At 72.8% G+C, this 18079-nt stretch carries 1 protein-coding gene; it reads right to left on the bottom strand.

Annotated elements, in window-relative coordinates:
- On the bottom strand, positions 1–17883 hold a 17883-nt coding region (locus AB0B96_RS37285; RefSeq protein ID WP_362906560.1), incomplete at its 3' end, for an SDR family NAD(P)-dependent oxidoreductase.
- Positions 17884–18079: the final 196 nt, after the last annotated feature.

Genomic DNA, 18079 nt, shown 5'->3' with positions numbered 1-18079 from the left:
GGCCGCCACCGCACCCCGCGACACCACCACCAACCGCGAACCCCCACACCGCTCATCAGCCAACCACCCCTGCACCAACCCCAGAACACGAACCGTCAAAGCACGCACCGCCCCCACCACATCCCCATCCCCGTCCGACCCCACCACGACGGTCACCACCTCTGGCACCACCTCCAGCGCCGCCAACTCCGCCACCGGATCCGATGCCGGGTCCAGGGACAGCTCGGCCGTACGACTGACGGAGCCGGACACCGAGGAGGTCGCCGTCTCCGGCCTCCGCACCCACTCCTGGTGGAACAGCGCGTCCCGCCCCAGCACCCGACCGTCGGCGAGGGGGAGGTCATCCGTCGAGACCGGGCGCAGCGTCAGTGAGCGCACCGACAGCACCGGCTCCCCTGCCGCGTCCACCGCGATCAGCGACACCGCATCGCCATCCACCAGGGCCAGACGAACCCGCAGCACCGACGCCCCACCCGCGTGCAGACACACCCCACCCCACGAGAACGGCAACCGCACACCCTCAAAACCATCCAGATCGGCGAAGGCCACCACATGCAACGCCGCGTCCAGCAGCGCCGGGTGCAAGCCGAAACCACCCGCATCGACAACCTGCTCGGGCAGGCCGACCTCGGCGAACACCACACCATCCGCGTCCCGCCAAGCTCCCCGCACCCCCTGGAACACCGGCCCATACCCCAGCCCACCCTCGGCCAGCCGCTCGTACAACCCACCCACCTCGACCACCGACGCACCCCTCGGCGGCCACACCCCACCCTCGAAAGCCTCGAACCGCTCCCCGGCCTGGCCATCGGACGCCAGCACACCGATCGCGTGCCGTACCCAGGGCTCCTCGTCCCCGGCCTCCGCAGGGCGGGCGTGAATGCTCACCTCACACCGGCCTGACTCATCCGGTGTCCTCACCCATACCTGCACCGCCACCGCGTCTCGTTCGCCGAGCACCAGCGGAGCGGTCAGGGTGAGTTCTTCGACCAGGTCACAGCCGACCTCATCACCCGCCCGCACCGCCAGCTCCAGGAACCCCGTGCCTGGGAAGATCACCGTCCCGCCCACCATGTGATCGGCCAGCCACGGATGCGACGTCAGCGAGACCCGGCCGGTCAGCAACACCCCGTCCGAACCCGCCACTCCCACAGCGGCTCCCAGCAGCGGATGGCTCGCGGCCGCGAGTCCCGCCGCCGTCACGTCTCCCACCTGCGAGCCGACGCCGTCGGGCCAGAACCGTTCGCGCTGGAAGGCGTACGTCGGCAGATCCACTCGGGCGGCCCGAGGAAGTGCCTCCGACCAGTTCACCGGCACCTTGCGCACGTGCAGGGCGGCGAGCGCCATCATGATCGATTTTTGCTCGTCCTGGCCCCTGCGCAGGGCCGGTACCAGCAGCACGTCCGGATCCGCCGCCGACCTCGCCTCCGCGCCGCTCACCGATCCCGCTGACGCAGCCCCGCGCGTCATCCCATCGATGTTCGCGTCGGCGAGCGCGGTGAGGGTGTCGTCGGCCATCGCGGTGAGCACACCATCGGGGCCCAGCTCCAGATACGCCCGAACCCCCTGGCCGTGCAGGGTACGGACGGCGTCGGAGAAGCGGACCGCGCCACGGACCTGCTCCACCCAGTACTCCGGCGAACACAGCCGCTCGGCCGTCGCCTGCCCCCCGGTGAGCGTGGACACGATCGGGATCTCCGGCGCACCGTAAGTCAGTCTCCCGGCCACCGCCCGGAAGTCCTCCAGCATCGGATCCATCAACGGCGAGTGGAACGCGTGCGACACCCGCAACCGCTTCGTCCGCACTCCCCGCTCCTCCAAGGCGGCGGCCACCTCAAGCACCGCCTCCTCCACCCCGGAGATCACCACCGAGGACGGGCCGTTCACCGCCGCGACCGACACCTCACCCTCACGCCCGGCCAGCAGCTCGGCCACCTGCTCCTCGGCGACCTGGACCGCCACCATCGCCCCACCCCCGGGCAGCGCCTGCATCAACCGCGCCCGCGCCGCCACCAACGCACACGCGTCCTGCAACGACAGCACACCAGCCACATGAGCCGCCGCGATCTCCCCGACCGAGTGCCCGGCCAGCACATCCGGCCGCACCCCCCACGAGGACACCAGCCGGAACAGCGCCGTCTCCACCGCGAACAACGCAGGCTGCGCCCACCCCGTCCGATCCAGCAACCCCGCCTCAGCCGACCCCGGCTCGGCGAACACCACCTCACGCAACGACCCCTCAAGCAGCGGCTCGAACTCGGCGAACACCTCGTCCAACGCCTCGGCGAACACCGGGAAATGGTCATACAGCTCTCGCCCCATCCCGGCCCGCTGGCTGCCCTGACCGGTGAACAGGAACGCGACCTTGCCGCCGCTCCGCACCGAACCGGTCACCACCCCCGGATCCGCCGCCCCCCGAGCCAGCGCCGCCAGGCCCCCCACCAACTCCGCACGCCCGGCACCGACCACCACCGCCCGATGCTCGAACGCCGACCGAACCGTCGCCAGCGACACCCCCACCCCAGCCAATCTCGACCCGGACAAGCCTTCCACGTGCGACAACAACCGCTCCGCCTGCGCCCGCAACGCCACCTCACTACGCCCCGACACCACCCACGCGACAGTCCCGCCGTCGACCTCCTCACCACCGGCGTCCACCGGTTCCTCCACCGGCACCGGAGACTGCTCCAAGATCACATGCGCGTTGGTGCCGCTGATCCCGAACGACGACACCGCGGCCCGGCGCGACCGCTCCACCCGAGGCCACGCCCGTGCCTCGGTCACCAACTCGACCGCGCCCTCGCTCCAGTCCACATGCGAGGACGGCTCGTCCGCGTGCAACGTGCGCGGCACCATGCCCTCGCGCATCGCCATGACCATCTTGATGATTCCCGCCACACCGGCCGCCGTCTGGGTGTGACCGATGTTCGACTTGATCGACCCCAGCAGCAACGGCTCTCCGGTGTCACGGCCCTGTCCGTAGGTGGACATCAGCGCCCGCGCCTCGATGGGATCGCCCAACCGCGTCCCGGTGCCGTGCGCCTCGACCACATCCACCTCGGACGCCGACAGCCCCGCACTCGCCAGCGCCTGACGAATCACCCGCTGCTGAGACGGACCGTTCGGCGCCGTCAACCCGTTCGACGCACCATCCTGATTCACCGCAGATCCGCGAACGACCGCGAGCACCTGGTGGCCGTTGCGCCGAGCATCCGACAACCGCTCCAGCACCAGGATGCCCACGCCCTCGGCCCAGCCCACCCCATCGGCCGACTCCGCGAACGACCGACACCGCCCATCCACCGACAAACCCCGCTGCCGAGCGAACCCGATGAACGTGTTCGGCGTCGACATCACCGTCGCCCCACCCGCCAGCGCCAGCGAACAATCCCCCGACCGCAACGCCTGTGCCGCCAGGTGCACCGCCACCAGCGACGACGAACACGCGGTGTCCACCGTCACCGCCGGACCCTCCAGGCCCAGCGTGTACGACACCCGACCCGACGCCACACTCGGCGCCGTCCCGGTGCCCTCGTAACCCTCGACGGCATCACGCTGGCCGAGACCTTCGACCACCTCGCCGACGGCCGCCTGGTGCACCCGGCCGGCCGCGTTACCCAACGCCAAACCGTAGTCGTTGTACATCAAACCGGTGAACACCCCGGTCCGGCTCCCCCGCAACGAGCCCGGCTCGATCCCCGCCCGCTCCACCGCCTCCCACGACACTTCCAACAGCAACCGCTGCTGCGGATCAACCGCCAACGCCTCACGCGGCGACATCCCAAAAAACCCAGGGTCGAACTCATCCGCGTCATGCAAAAACCCGCCATGACGCGTGTACGACGTCCCCACCCGACCAGGATCCGGATCATAGATCCCCTCCAGATCCCACCCCCGATTCGTCGGGAACCCGGTGATCGCGTCGGTCTCCTCAACCACCAGACGCCACAAATCCTCCGGAGAAGACACCCCACCCGGATAACGACACGCCATCCCCACGATCACCACCGGATCGTCGGCCACCGACCGCACCACCGGCGAGAGCACACCCACATCGACCCGCTCGGCGTCCACCGAGCCGAACAGCTCCCCGTGCAGGAACTCCGCCACGCCGTACGAGGTCGGGTAGTCGAAGACGAGCGTCGCGGGCAGCGAGAGCCCTGTCGCCGTGGCCAGCTGGTTGCGCAGTTCCACCGCGGCGAGCGAATCCAGCCCCATCGCGCTGAACGCCTGATCGGGCTCCACCGCATCCCCCGACGCGTGCCCCAGCACCACCGCCACGTGCCGTCGTACCAGCTCCTCCAGCACCCGCCGGCGCTCGGCCGTGTCCAACCCGTCCAGGCGCCGCCGCAAACCGTCCTCTCCGCCGCCACCCGCGGCCACCCGGATCGGCCGCCTCGCCGGTACCAGCCCGCGCAGCAACGCCGGCACCTCGCCGCCACGGCCCCGCATCACCTCCGTGTCCACCCGAAGCGGTACCGTCAACGCCGCGTCCGTCCGCACGCTCACGTCGAACAGCCGCACTCCCTCGGCCGCGGACAGCACGGGCAGCCCGAGCCTGGCCAGCCGGTCCCGGTCGGCGTCGGACAGCTCGGAGCTCATGCCGGTGGCCACATCCCACAGCCCGTACGCCAGCGACGTCGCCGCCAGCCCTCGCGACCGTCGATGGGCCGCCAGCGCGTTCAGGAACACGTTCGCCGCCGCGTAGTTGCCCTGCCCCGCCGCCAGGACCAGCCCGCCGGCCGAGGACACCAGCGCGAACATCTCCAGCGGCAGATCCCTGGTCAGCTCGTGCAGATGCCAGGCGGCGTCCGCCTTCGGCCGGAGCACCGTCTCCAGCCGGTCTCGTGACAGCGCCTCCAGCACGCCGTTGTCCGCCGCTCCCGCCGCGTGCACCACACCCACCAGCGGAGCCGAGTCGGGAACCGACTCCACGACCCGTGCCAGCGACTCCCGATCCCCGACGTCACACGCCATCACGCGGACCTCGGCGCCCAGCGCCGTCAGCTCCCGCACCAGCGTCTCGACGCCCTCCGCCGACGGTCCTCGCCGGCTCACCAGCAGCAGGGAACGCGCGCCGTGATCGGTCACCAGACGACGGGCCAGCAACGCCCCCAGTCCGCTCGTACCTCCCGTCACCAGCACCGTCCCCGCCGCCAACCCGGCGGAGCCGTCGGCCGGCTCGACGGAGTCCGGGCCCGAGCCGTCGGCGGGCCGCTCGGGCCTGGCCATCCTGACCAGCCGGGGCACCAGGAACGTCTCCGACCTCACCGCGAGTTCCGGCTCGCCGGAGGCCACCGCCGCCCGCACCGCCACGTCCCGTTCCTGGTCCTCCTGAAGGTCCAGCAGCATGAAGCGCCCGGGGTGCTCGGCCTGTGCCGCCCGCACCAGTCCCCATACCGGCGCGACCTTCACATCCACGTCCGCGCTCTCACCCACTGCCACCGCTCCCCTGGTCACCACCACCAGAGGTGCCGATCCCCGGCTCTCCCGCTCCAGCCACGCCTGCAGCGCCTCGAGCACGTCTCCGGTCACCGAGCGCACCACGTCCGGCGTCTCGCCGGTCGGCGGTGCCGTGCAGTCCACCACCGCGATCGAGTCATCGGCACCGGCAGCCGGGTCGGACACGTCGGAGGCATGGTCGGCGGCGAGCGCGGACCACTCCGTAACCCGCGCCGAACCGGCCGTGGGCATCTCGATCGGGTTCCACTCCACCAGGAACAGGGACCGCTCCCCTGCCGCGCCCAGCTGCTCCGCCGACACCGGACGCCCCACCATCGATCCCGCCGACAGCACCGGCCGGCCGTTCTCGTCGGCCACGTCCAGGACGAGCGTGTGCTCGCCCGAATGCCGCACCCGCACCCGCAGCGTCGAGGCGCCCGCCGCGTGCAGCACCACCTGCCGCCACACGAACGGCAACACCGCCCGCCCGCCGCTCGCCACGCCCGAGGGATCGATGAGTGACACGTGCATCGCCGCGTCCAGCAGGGCCGGATGCACCCCGAACCGCCCCGCCTCCGGGGCCATCCGCTCACCCAGCACGACCTCGGCGAACAGCTCCTCCCCTCGCCGCCACGCCGCGCGCAACGCCTGGAACGCCGGACCGTAGCCGTAGCCGACCTCGGCCAGCCGTTCGTAGGCCCCCGTCACGTCCACCTCGGCCGCACCCGCCGGCGGCCATTGCACCAGATCGAACCCCGGCTCCTCCGCTCGCTCGGCGAGCACTCCCTGGGCATGCAGCGTCCAGTCGCCGCCCTCTCGCCCGTCGGCCCGGGAATACACCCGGACCGCGCGCCTGCCGGCCTCACCGGGGCCGTCGACCACCACCTGGACCCGCACTCCACCGGTCTCCGGCAACACCAGCGGCGCCTGCAGCGCCAGTTCCTCCAGCACCGCGCAGCCGACCTCGTCGCCCGCGCGGACCACCAGTTCCACGAATCCCGTCCCCGGCAGCAGTACCCGGCCCAGAACCTCGTGGTCGCGAATCCACGGGTGGGTCGACGCCGACAGCCGCCCGGTCAGGACCACCCCGTCCGACTCCGGTGACACCATCACCGCACCCAGCAGCGGGTGGAGCGCCGTCTCAAGCCCCAGACCCCGCGCGTCCCCGCCTCGCCTGCCGCTCGGCCAGAACCGCTCCTTCTGGAAGGCGTAGGTGGGCAGCTTCACCCGGCGGGCGTCGGGGAGCACGGCCGGCCAGGTCACCGGTATGCCACGTACGTACAACCCGGCCAGCGCCGTCACGATCGTCTTCTGCTCGTCCTGGCCTCCGCGCAGTACCGGCGCCAGCAGCGCGTCCGGACCTGAAGCGGTTCCGGCCGCCACGTCGGCGAGCGCTGCGAGGGTGTCGGACGCCATCGCGGTGAGCACCCCGTCGGGGCCCAGCTCCAGATACGCCCGAACCCCCTGAGCGTGCAGGGTGCGGACGGCGTCGGAGAAGCGGACCGCGCCACGGACCTGCTCCACCCAGTACTCCGGCGAGCACAACCGCTCGGCCGTGGCCTGCTCCCCGGTCAGGGTCGACACGATCGGGATTCGCGGCGGGTCGTAGGTCAGCGACCCCGCCACCGCCCGGAAGTCCTCCAGCATCGGGTCCATCAGCGGCGAGTGGAAGGCGTGCGACACCCGCAACCGCCTCGTCCGCACCCCCCGCTCCTCCAAGGCGGCGGCCACCTCCAGCACCGCCTCCTCCACCCCGGAGATCACCACCGAGGACGGGCCGTTCACCGCCGCGACCGACACCTGCTCCTCACGCCCGGCCAGCAGCTCGGCGACCTCCCCCTCGGAGGCCCGCACCGACACCATCGCCCCACCCGCAGGCAACGCCTGCATCAACCGCGCCCGACCCGCCACCAACACACACGCATCCGCCAGCGACAACACCCCCGCCACATGCGCCGCTGCGATCTCCCCGACCGAGTGCCCGGCCAGCGCGCCCGGCCGCACCCCCCACGAGGACACCAACCGGAACAACGCCGTCTCCACCGCGAACAACGCAGGCTGCGCCCACCCGGTCCGATCCAGCAACCCCGCCTCAGCCGACCCCGGCTCGGCGAACACCACCTCACGCAACGACCGGCCACCCAACCCTCCGGCCGATCCCCGCTCCACCCCCTCAAGCAGCGGATCCAGCTCGGCGATCACCGCGTCCAACGCCGTCGCGAACACCGGGAACCGGTCGTACAACTCACGGCCCATCCCGGCCCGCTGACTGCCCTGACCGGTGAACAGGAACGCCGGCTTCAGCTCACTCGCTGCCACCCCGCGCACCACACCCGCGCCCGGCAGATCCCCGGCCAGCGCACCCAACCCGGCCAGCACACCCTCACGATCACCGACCACCACCGCCCGATGCTCGAACGCCGACCGCGTCGTCGCCAGCGAGAACGCCACATCGGCCAACCCGAGATCAGGCTCACCCTCCAGGAACGACGCCAACCGCCCGGCCTGCGCCCGCAACGCCCCCGCCGACCGGCCCGACACCACCACCGGAACCACACCCGGCTCGACCTCACCGTGCGGAGCCTCCGGCTCCCGCCGCGCCTCGTCGGCCTCGGCCTCGGGGAACTGCTCGATGATCACATGCGCGTTGGTGCCACTGATCCCGAACGACGACACCGCGGCCCGGCGCGGACGGCCCGTCTGCGGCCATTCCACCGGCTCGGTCAGCAGCTCCACCGCGCCCGAGGCCCAGTCCACGTGCGAAGACGGTGCGTCCACGTGCAGCGTCCGAGGCAGCACCCCGTGCCGCATCGCGAGCACCATCTTCATCACACCCGCCACACCGGCCGCCGCCTGTGTGTGACCGATGTTCGACTTGATCGAACCCAGCAGTGCCGGCCGGTCCTGCGGCCGGTCCTGGCCGTAGGTCTCCAGCAGGGCCTGGGCCTCGATCGGGTCACCCAGCGTCGTACCGGTCCCGTGCCCCTCCACCGCGTCGACATCCGACGCCGAGAGCCCCGCTCCGGCCAGGGCCTGACGGATCACCCGCTGCTGCGAGGGACCGTTCGGCGCGGTCAGTCCGTTGGACGCGCCGTCCTGGTTGATCGCGGAACCGCGCACCACCGCGAGCACCTCGTGGCCGTTGCGGCGCGCGTCCGACAAGCGCTCCAGCACCAGCACCCCGACGCCCTCCGACCAGCCGACCCCGTCGGCCGAGTCGGCGAACGACCGGCACCGCCCGTCAGAGCTCAGACCGCCCTGGCGGGAGAAATCGACGAAGGTGTCCGGGGTCGCCATCACCGTCACCCCACCGGCCAGCGCCAGCGAGCACTCACCCGAACGCAGCGCCTGCGCCGCCAGGTGCAGCGCCACCAGCGACGACGAGCACGCGGTGTCCACCGTGACCGCCGGACCCTCCAGGCCCAGCGTGTACGACACCCGCCCGGAGGTCACGCTTCCCGTGGTCCCGTTGACCACGATCCCGCGCAGTTCCTCCGGTGCGCCGTCTCCCGTCGACGGATAGTCGTGGTACATCATCCCGGCGAAGACACCGGCCCGACTGCCCTTCAAGGTGAGCGGGTCGATGCCCGCCCGTTCGACGGCCTCCCAGGAGGTCTCGAGCAGCAGTCGTTGCTGGGCGTCGATCGCCAGCGCCTCGCGCGGCGAGATCCCGAAGAACGGAGCGTCGAACTCGGCCGCGTCGTACAGGAATCCGCCCGCGCGGGCGAAGGACGCGTCAGGAACCTCCCAGCCTCGGTCGGCGGGAAAGTCCGAGATGACGTCCCTGCCCTCTGCGACCAGTTCCCAGAGTTGTTCAGGAGAGGTGACGCCGCCCGGGTAGCGGCAGGCCATGCCGACGATGACGATCGGATCCCCGGCGAGAGGGGCCGTGACCTGCGCGGGGGGCGTGTGGGTCGCCTCGACGCCGTCGAGACGCTCGCGGATGAAGCCGGTCACCGCCGTCGGGGTGGGCTGGTCGAACACCAGGGTGGCGGGCAGCCGGATACCGGTGGCCTCGGTCAACCGGTTGCGCAGTTCCACCGAGGTGAGGGAGTCCAGGCCGAGGTCCTGGAAGGTGAGGTGCGGCGAGATCGCATCCGCCGAGGCGTGCCCCAGCACGGCGGCCACCTGCCCGAGCACCAGCGTGGAGACGGCCTCGCCGAGTTCCTCTCCCGACAGGGCGCCGAGGGCGTCGGAGCCGGTGGAGACCCCCATCCGACGGGCGGCCCGCCGGATGGGAGCGGGTACCAGGGCGCGGAAGACCTCCGGCACGTGGCTCCGCGCCCGTAGTGCGGCCCGGTCCAGCCGCGCCGCCACCGGTGTCGGCTCGGGGCTCGCCAGCGCGGCGTCGAGGAAGGCGAGCCCCTGCTCTCCGGAGAGGGGGCGCAGCCCGACCCGTGCCATGCGCCGCATGTCCGTCTCGGTGAGGCCGGCGGTCATGCCGGTGTCCTGCCGCCACGGCCCCCACCCGATCGACAGGCCCGCCAGTCCTCGGGCGGTGCGCTGCCGCACGAGGGCGTCGAGGAAGGCGTTCGCCGCGGTGTAGCTCGCCTGGCCTCCGTTGCCGAGCGTCCCGAACACCGAGGAGAACAGCACGAAGGCGGTCAGGTCGAGATCGCGGGTGAGCTCGTGCAGGTGCCAGGCGCCGTCCGCCTTCGGCCGCAGCACGGTGTCGATCCGCTCGGGTGTCAGCGACTCGACCAGCCCGTCGTCGAGCACGCCCGCGGCGTGGACCACCCCGGTGAGCGGGTGCTCCGGGGAGATCTCGGCGATCAGTTCGGCGAGGGCTTCGCGGTCGGACACGTCACAGGCGACGACCGTGACCTCGGCGCCCAGGGCGATCAGTTCCGAGGTCAGTTCCGCGGCGCCCTCGGTGTCCATGCCGCGACGGCCGACCAGGGTCAGGTGCCGTACGCCGTGCTCGGTCACCAGGTGGCGGGCGACGAGCGCGCCCAGCCCGCTCAGGCCACCGGTGACGAGGACGGTGCCCCCGGTACGGAAGGTGCTCGGTGCGGACCCGGCACGAAGAGTGCTCGGTGCGGACCCGGCACGGAAGGTGTCCGGGGTGAACGAGGCGGCGTCGCCGTCGGTGCTCCGCGGAGTGTTCGACGTGAGAGAGGCGGCGGCGCCGACCTCGACGAGTCTCGGCACCCGGAGCAGACCGTCGCGTACCGCGATCTGCGGCTCGGCGGAGTCGAGCGCCGCGACCAGGGTCTCACCGGTCACCCGCTCGACGTCGAGGTCGAGCAGGAGGAACCGCCCCGGGTTCTCCGCCTGCGCCGAGCGCACCAGACCCCAGGCCACCGCGGCGACGGGATCCGGTTCGGCGTCGGCGTCGACGGCGACCGCCCCACGCGTCACGAAGATCACGGGAGTGTCGGGGTGCTCGTCGCGTCCGTTCTCCCGCAGCCGGGCCAGGACAGCCGAGGTCACCGACCGTACGGCGGCCGGCACGTCGTCCCCGGCCGGTGTGGAGACCTCGACCAGCGTCACGTCCGCGGCCGGGTCGGGCTCGTGTACGAGATCCGCCGTCTGCCCGGCCGCGCGCAGGGCGGCGACGAGACCGCGTTCGTCGGAGCCGAGCACCGACCAGCGCCTCGCCGGACGGTCCTCGCTCCCGGACTCCGGTGCGAGCGGCCAGTCCAGCCGCAGCAGAGGCCCGCCGGTGCGCGTCGCGGGCCGTACGTCGTTCGGCCGGAGCGCGAGGGAGCGTACCGAGGCGACCAGGCCGCCCTCGGCGTCGGCCACGGCCAGCGTGATGGCGTCCGTACCGGTCCCGCTCATCCGGACGCGGAGCGTCGAGGCGCCGGACGCGTGCAGGGACACCCCGGCCCAGGCGAACGGGAGCAGCCCACCGTTCGCCTCGTCGATCCCGGTGAGGGACGCCACGTGCAGCGCGGCGTCGAGCAGGGCCGGGTGCAGCCCGTAGGAACCCGCGTCGGCGGCGGGGCCGTCCGGCAGGGCGACCTCGGCGAACACGTCCCGGCCGGTACGCCAGACGGCGCGCACCCCCTGGAACGCGGGGCCGTAGGAGAAGCCCGCCTCCGCCCGCCGCTGGTAGAAACCGTCGAGGTCCATCGGGACGGCGTCGGCGGGGGGCCATTCACCCATGCCGGGGTCGGGGACACCCGGCACGCCGGGAGTGAGCACGCCGGTGGCGTGCCGGGTCCAGGGCGCCTCCGGCTCGTCCGCCGCCTGGGAGTACACGCCGATCGTCCGGGCTCCGTCGCCGTCGGCGGCGCCGATCGCGACCTGCAGCCGCACGTCGCCCCGTTCGGGCAGCGCGAGTGGCGCGGTGAGGGTGAGTTCCTCCACCAGGCCGCATCCGACCTCGGCGGCCGCCCGCGTGGCCAGCTCGACGAAGGCCGTGCCGGGGAACAGCACCCGCCCTGCCACCACGTGGTCGGACAGCCACGGGTGCGCGGCCGTCGAGACCAGGCCGGTGAACAGGAACCCGCCGGTGTCGGGCAGGTCCACCGCCGCGCCGAGCAGCGGGTGTCGCGGCCGGTCCAGTCCCGCCGAGGTGACGTCGCCCACGGTCGCCGAGGGGTCCGGCCAGTACCGCTCCCGCTGGAACGCGTACGTCGGCAGGTCCACCCGGCGAGCCTCGGTACCGGAGAACAGCTCCGGCCAGCGCACCGGCGTCCCGCGCACGTACAGCCGGGCGACCGCCGTCAGGGCGGCGGCCTCCTCGCCGCGGTCCCTGCGCAGGATGGGGAACGCCTGCGGTTCCGGCGTCCCCGCGGGGTTCCGGCCGGTCTTCGGGGACGGGTTCCGGCCGGTGGCCGGGGCGAGGTCACGGCCGGCCTCCGGGGCGAGGTTCTGGTGGACGAGCGCCGACAGCCCGCCGTCGGGGCCGAGCTCCAGGAAGACCGTGGCCCCCGCCGCCGCGGCGGCGCGGATCGCGTCGGCGAAGCGCACCGGACGCGTGACGTGGTCCACCCAGTACTGCGGCGAGCACAGGTAGGCGGCGTCGACGGGAGCCCCGGTCACGGTGGAGATGATGGCCGTCTTCGGCCGGTGGAAGGTCAGCCCCTCGGCGACCTCCCTGAACTCCGCCAGCATGGGCTCCATCAGCGGCGAGTGGAAGGCGTGGCTCACCCGCAGGCGCCTGGCCCCGTCGAAGCGCGCGGCGACGCGCAGGACGGCCTCCTCGGCTCCGGCGATCACGACGGAGGAGGGGCCGTTCACCGCGCCGATGACGGCACCGTCCTCCAGCGCCGCCTCGACCTGTGCCTCGCCGGCCTGGACGGACACCATCGCCCCGCCCTCGGGCAGGCGCTGCATCAGCCGGCCCCTGGCGGCGACCAGCGTGCAGGCGTCGTCCAGCGACAGCACGCCCGCCACGTGGGCCGCGGCGATCTCGCCGATCGAGTGCCCGACCAGAAGGTCGGGGGTCACGCCCCAGGACTCGACCAGGCGGAAGAGCGCCACCTCGATCGCGAAGAGCGCCGGTTGGGCGTACTCGGTGCGGTTCAGCGGCCCGGCGTCCGCGCCGAACATCACCTCGACAGGCGGTCTCTCCAGCCTGCCGGCGAGTCGTGCGAACACCTCGTTGAGCGCGCGGGCGAAGACCGGGAAGCGGGCGGCGAGTTCGCGGCCCATCCCGATCCGCTGCGCGCCCTGTCCCGCGAACAGCATCGCGAGCGAGCCGGGCGCGCCCGCGACACCGCGAGCCATCTCGGTCACGCCGTCGGCTCCGGCCAGCAGCACCGCCCGGTGGGCGAACTCCGAACGGCCCGTCACCAGCGAGTACCCGATGTCGGCCGGATCGGCTCCGCTCTCGGCGGCGAAGGACGCCAGCCGGTCGATCTGGGCGCCGAGCGCGGCCTCGGTCTTGCCGGAGACCACCCAGGGCACCGGCGCGGGTGCCTCCGTGGTCGCACTCGGGGTCGTGCTCTGTGTCGTACTCGGGGTCGTGCTCTGTGTAGCGGCGGGCTCGGAGGGATCGGCCTGCCCGGACGGCCACTCGACGGAGGAGTCCGGCACCTGCTCGACGATCACGTGCGCGTTGGTGCCGCTGATACCGAACGACGACACCCCGGCCCGGCGGGGCCGCCCGGCCTCCGGCCATCCGGCGCGTTCGGTCACCAGCCCGACCTCGCCTGCCGACCAGTCCACCCGCGAGGTGGGGGCGTCGACGTGCAGCGTCCGCGGCACGATCCCCCGCCGCATGGCCATCACCATCTTGATCACGCCCGCGACCCCCGCGGCCGCCTGGGTGTGACCGATGTTCGACTTGATCGACCCGAGCAGCAGCGGCCGTTCCCTGTCCTGCCCGTACGTCGCCAGCAGGGCCTGCAGCTCGATCGGGTCGCCCAGCCTGGTGCCCGTGCCGTGCGCCTCCACCACGTCCACGTCCGAGGGGGCGAGCCCGGCGCCGGTGAGGGCCTGGCGGATCACCCGCTGCTGGGAGACGCCGCTGGGGGCGGTCAGGCCGTTGGAGGCGCCGTCGGAGTTGACCGCGGATCCGCGGAGGACGGCGAGCACCCGGTGGCCGTTGCGGCGGGCGTCCGACAGGCGTTCCAGCACCAGCACGCCGGCGCCCTCGGCCCAGCCCGTGCCGTCGGCTGCGTCGGCGAACGCCTTGCACCGCCCGTCCGGGGAGAGTCCGCCCTGCTTGGCGAACTCCAGGAAGATGCCGGGCGTCGACATCACGGTGACCCCGCCCGCCAGCGCGAGCGAGCACTCCCCCGACCGCAGCCCCTGCGCGGCCAGGTGCAGGCCGACCAGCGACGACGAGCACGCGGTGTCCACCGTGATCGCGGGACCCTCCAGCCCGAGGGTGTAGGCGACCCGGCCGGACAGGACGCTGGGCGAGGTGCCCGTCAGCGTGTAGCCTTCGGCGTCTCCTGACGCCTCGTGCATCCGGGCGCCGTAGTCCTGCGCCATCGCGCCGAGATACACGCCGGTGCGGGTGCCGTCCAGCGACGAGGGCGAGATCCCGGCCCGCTCCACCGCCTCCCAGGTCACCTCCAGCGCGAGCCGCTGCTGCGGGTCCATCGCGAGCGCCTCGCGCGGCGAGATGCCGAAGAAGCCGGCGTCGAAGTCTCCCGCGTCGTGGAGGAAGCCTCCGGGATGGTCCGCGGCGAGGGTTCCCATCCGCCAGCCGCGGTCGGCGGGCAGCGCGGACACCGCGTCCTCGCCGGTGTCGACGAGCCGCCACAGGCTTTCCGGGGAGTCGATACCGCCCGGGTAGCGGCAGGCCATCCCGATGATCGCGATGGGCTCGCCGGCCGCGGGAGTTGAAGCCACCGGTTCCGGAGGCGGAGGTTCGGAACCGGTGGCGGCTGTGGACCCCAGGAACGCGGCGAGTCTCGCCGGCGTGGGGTGGTCGAAGAGGGCGGTGGCGGTCAGCGCCGGCCCGCCGTCCGTGTCGAGCCGGGTCGTGAGCTCGACGAGCATCGCGGAGTCGAAGCCGAGCTCCTTGAACGGCAGGCCGAGGTCGATCCCGTCGGGGTCGTAGGTGCCGAGGACCGCCGCGCAGGCGTCGCGGACCAGGCCCAGCGGGTCGCCGGAGCCGGGCCGCCGAACGGTGTCCGACTCGTTCGGCCCGTCGGACCTGTTTGACCCGCCCGGTTCGTCCGGCCTCGCGGCGTCCGTCGCCGCCGCTCCCGTCCGCGGTGCCGTCCGCTCCCGTTCCCTGCCGGACTCCTCCAGCCAGTGGCGGTCCCGCTGGAAGGCGTACGTCGGCAGCTCGACCCGGGAGGCGGCGGGCAGGAACCTCTCCCACTCGACCTCCACCCCGTTCGCGTAGAGCTCGGCGATCGAGGTGAGCACGCGGGAGATCCCCGCGTTGTGCCTCTGGAGGGTGCAGACGGCCACCGCCGGACGGCCGACGGCCCGTGCGCTCTCGTGGATGCTGCCGACCAGCACGGGGTTCGGGCTCACCTCGACGAAGAGACCGAACCCGTCGGCGAGCAGCCGCTCGACCGCGCCCTGGAAGTCGACCGGCCTGCGCAGGTTGCGGTACCAGTAGTCGCCGTCGAGTTCGGCGGTGTCCAGGGGGGCGCCTGTCACCGTCGAGTAGAAGGCGATCTCCGAGCCGCGCGGCCGGATCGGCGCCAGCAGCGGTGCCAGGCGCTCCTCGATCTGCTCGACGACGGAGGAGTGCGAGGCGTAGTCGATGTTGACCCGGCCCATCCGCACCGTGTCGGCCCACTCGGCCATCATCTCGGCCAGCGCCTCGTTGTCCCCGGACACCACCACGGAGGACGGGCTGTTCACGGCGCCGATGGACAGACGGCCCGCCCAGCGGGCCAGCCGCTCCCGCACGACCTCCAGGGGAAGTCCCACCGAGACCATGCCGCTTCTGCCGGAGAGGACCTCGGTGATCAGCTTCGATCTGGCGGTCACGAGGTAGGCGCCGTCCTCCAGTGACAGCGCGCCCGCGACGCACGCGGCGGCGACCTCCCCCTGCGAGTGGCCGACCACCGCGGCCGGTTCCACACCGTACGACCGCCACAGTGCCGCGAGGGAGACCATGATCGCCCACAGCACGGGCTGGATCACGTCGGCGCGCTCCCTGGGCGGGCCGCCGGGCTCCCCCCGTACGACGCTCGTGAGCGACCAGTCGACGAACGGCGCCAGCGCCGCCTCGCACTCCGCCATGGCGGCGGCGAACGCCGGGGAGGAGTCGAGCAGCTCCGCCCCCATCCCGGCCCACTGCGATCCCTGCCCGGGAAAGACGAAGACGTGCTGGCCGGGGCGTTGCCACACGCCGGCCAGGGGCGCGGTGTGCTGACCGAGCCCGAGGACGAGGCGCATCTGATCGAGGCGCTCCACCCGGTCGGACAGCACGCCGCCGGAAGCGGACTCGACCTCGGTCCTGCCGCGCACCACTCCCGGCGCGGAGCGCCCCTCCGACAGTGCGTCCAGCGCGTGGAGCAGCTGCTCGCGTCCGTCGCCGACGACGACCGCTCGATGGCGCAGACCGGCCCGCGTCGTCGCCAGCGAGAAGGCCACGTCGCCGGTCGAGAGGTCCTCCCGTTCCCTGACGTGGCGGGCGAGCCGCGCCGCCTGCGCCCGCAGCGCGCCCTCGGTGTGGCCGGACAGCGGCCAGGTCACCGGGGCCGGCGCCTCTTCGACGCCCTCGGGTACGGCGGTCACCGGGACCGGCGAGGTGCGTTCGGGAGCGGAGGTGAGCACGACATGGCAGTTGGTGCCGCCGATACCGAACGAGGAGACGCCCGCGATGATCTGTCCGTCACCGTCACCGTCGTTCACCGGCCACGGCGTCGCGGAGCCCACCACCCGCAGGTTCCACTCGTCGAAGCGGATCGCGGGGTTCGGCCGCTCGAAGTTCAGGCTCGGCGGCAGCAGCCGGTGCTCGATGGCCAGTACGGTCTTGAGCAGCCCGACGATGCCGGCGGCGCCCTCCAGGTGGCCGACGTTGGTCTTGGCCGATCCCACCCACAGCGGCGCGTCGGAACGGCCACTGCCGTGCACCGCGCCGAGCGCCGCGGCCTCGACGGGGTCGCCCACCCTGGTGCCGGTGCCGTGCAGCTCGACGTAGCCGACGCTCGCCGGGTCCACGCCGGCACGCCGGTACGCGGAGCGCAGCACCCGCTCCTGCGCCCGGGGGCTCGGGGTGGTGAGCGTCTCGCCGGAACCGTCGTTGTTCACCGCGCTGCCCGAGATGACGCAGTACACGTGGTCGCCGTCCGCGACGGCGCGCGCCAGCGGCTTGAGGAGGACGACGGCGCCGCCCTCGCCGCGGACGTAACCGTTCGCCCGCTCGTCGAAGGTGAAACACCTGCCGTCGGGGGACAGCGCGCCGAGTTCCGCGGCCGCCAGGGCGCTCTCCGCGGCGAGGTTGAGCTGGACACCGCCCGCGAGGGCCATGTCCGACTCACCGCTGCGGATGCTCTCGCAGGCGAGGTGCACCGCGACCAGCGACGACGACTGGCCGGTGTCCACGGCCATGCTCGGGCCCGTCAGGGCGAGGAAGTGCGACACCCGGTTGGCGAGGATGCTGCGGTTGACGCCCGTGAGCGAGTGGTGGCCGATTCCCGCCGCGCCGCTCTGGCGGCTCAGCAACGCGTAGTCGTCGGCCATCACGCCGATGAACACGCCGACGTCGGTACCGCGCAGGAGCGCGGGCGCGACACGCGCGTTCTCCAGCGCCTCCCAGCCGAGTTCCAGCATCAGCCGCTGCTGGGGGTCCATCGCACGGGCCTCGCGGGGCGAGATCCCGAAGAAGCCTGCGTCGAACCGGTCGACCGCGTCCAGGAAGGCGCCGTGCTCGCCGGGCCCCGGCTCGGTGTTCGCGCTCCAGCGGCCGGGTGGCACCGTGGACACGGCGCTCACTCCGTCGCGCAGCAGCCGCCAGAACTCCGCCGGACCTGGCGCGGAGGGCAACCGGCAGGACACTCCGACGATCGCGATGCGATCGTCGTCCGTGCCGGAGTCATGGTCAGGCATGAACTCGGGTCGATTCACGCACCGCTCCCCATACACGTCGTCATGCCGATACGCGGAGACTCGATTCGCCGCCCGGCGAGGGTGGGCGCTCGGATCACCGCGTTCGGCTCGTGGCCTCACGGCCAGCACGAACTATGCCGAGCACGGGCTGCGCGTTTCACTAGTTGTGCGGCCACCGCAGGTCAGGCGGCGCGAGAAGCCGGTGCGGGACGGA

The sequence above is a fragment of the Streptosporangium sp. NPDC049046 genome (assembly GCF_040649155.1).
Lineage (GTDB): Bacteria > Actinomycetota > Actinomycetes > Streptosporangiales > Streptosporangiaceae > Streptosporangium.
Note: the sequence above shows the minus strand (reverse complement) of the source record. Positions and strands in the feature narration are given on the sequence as shown.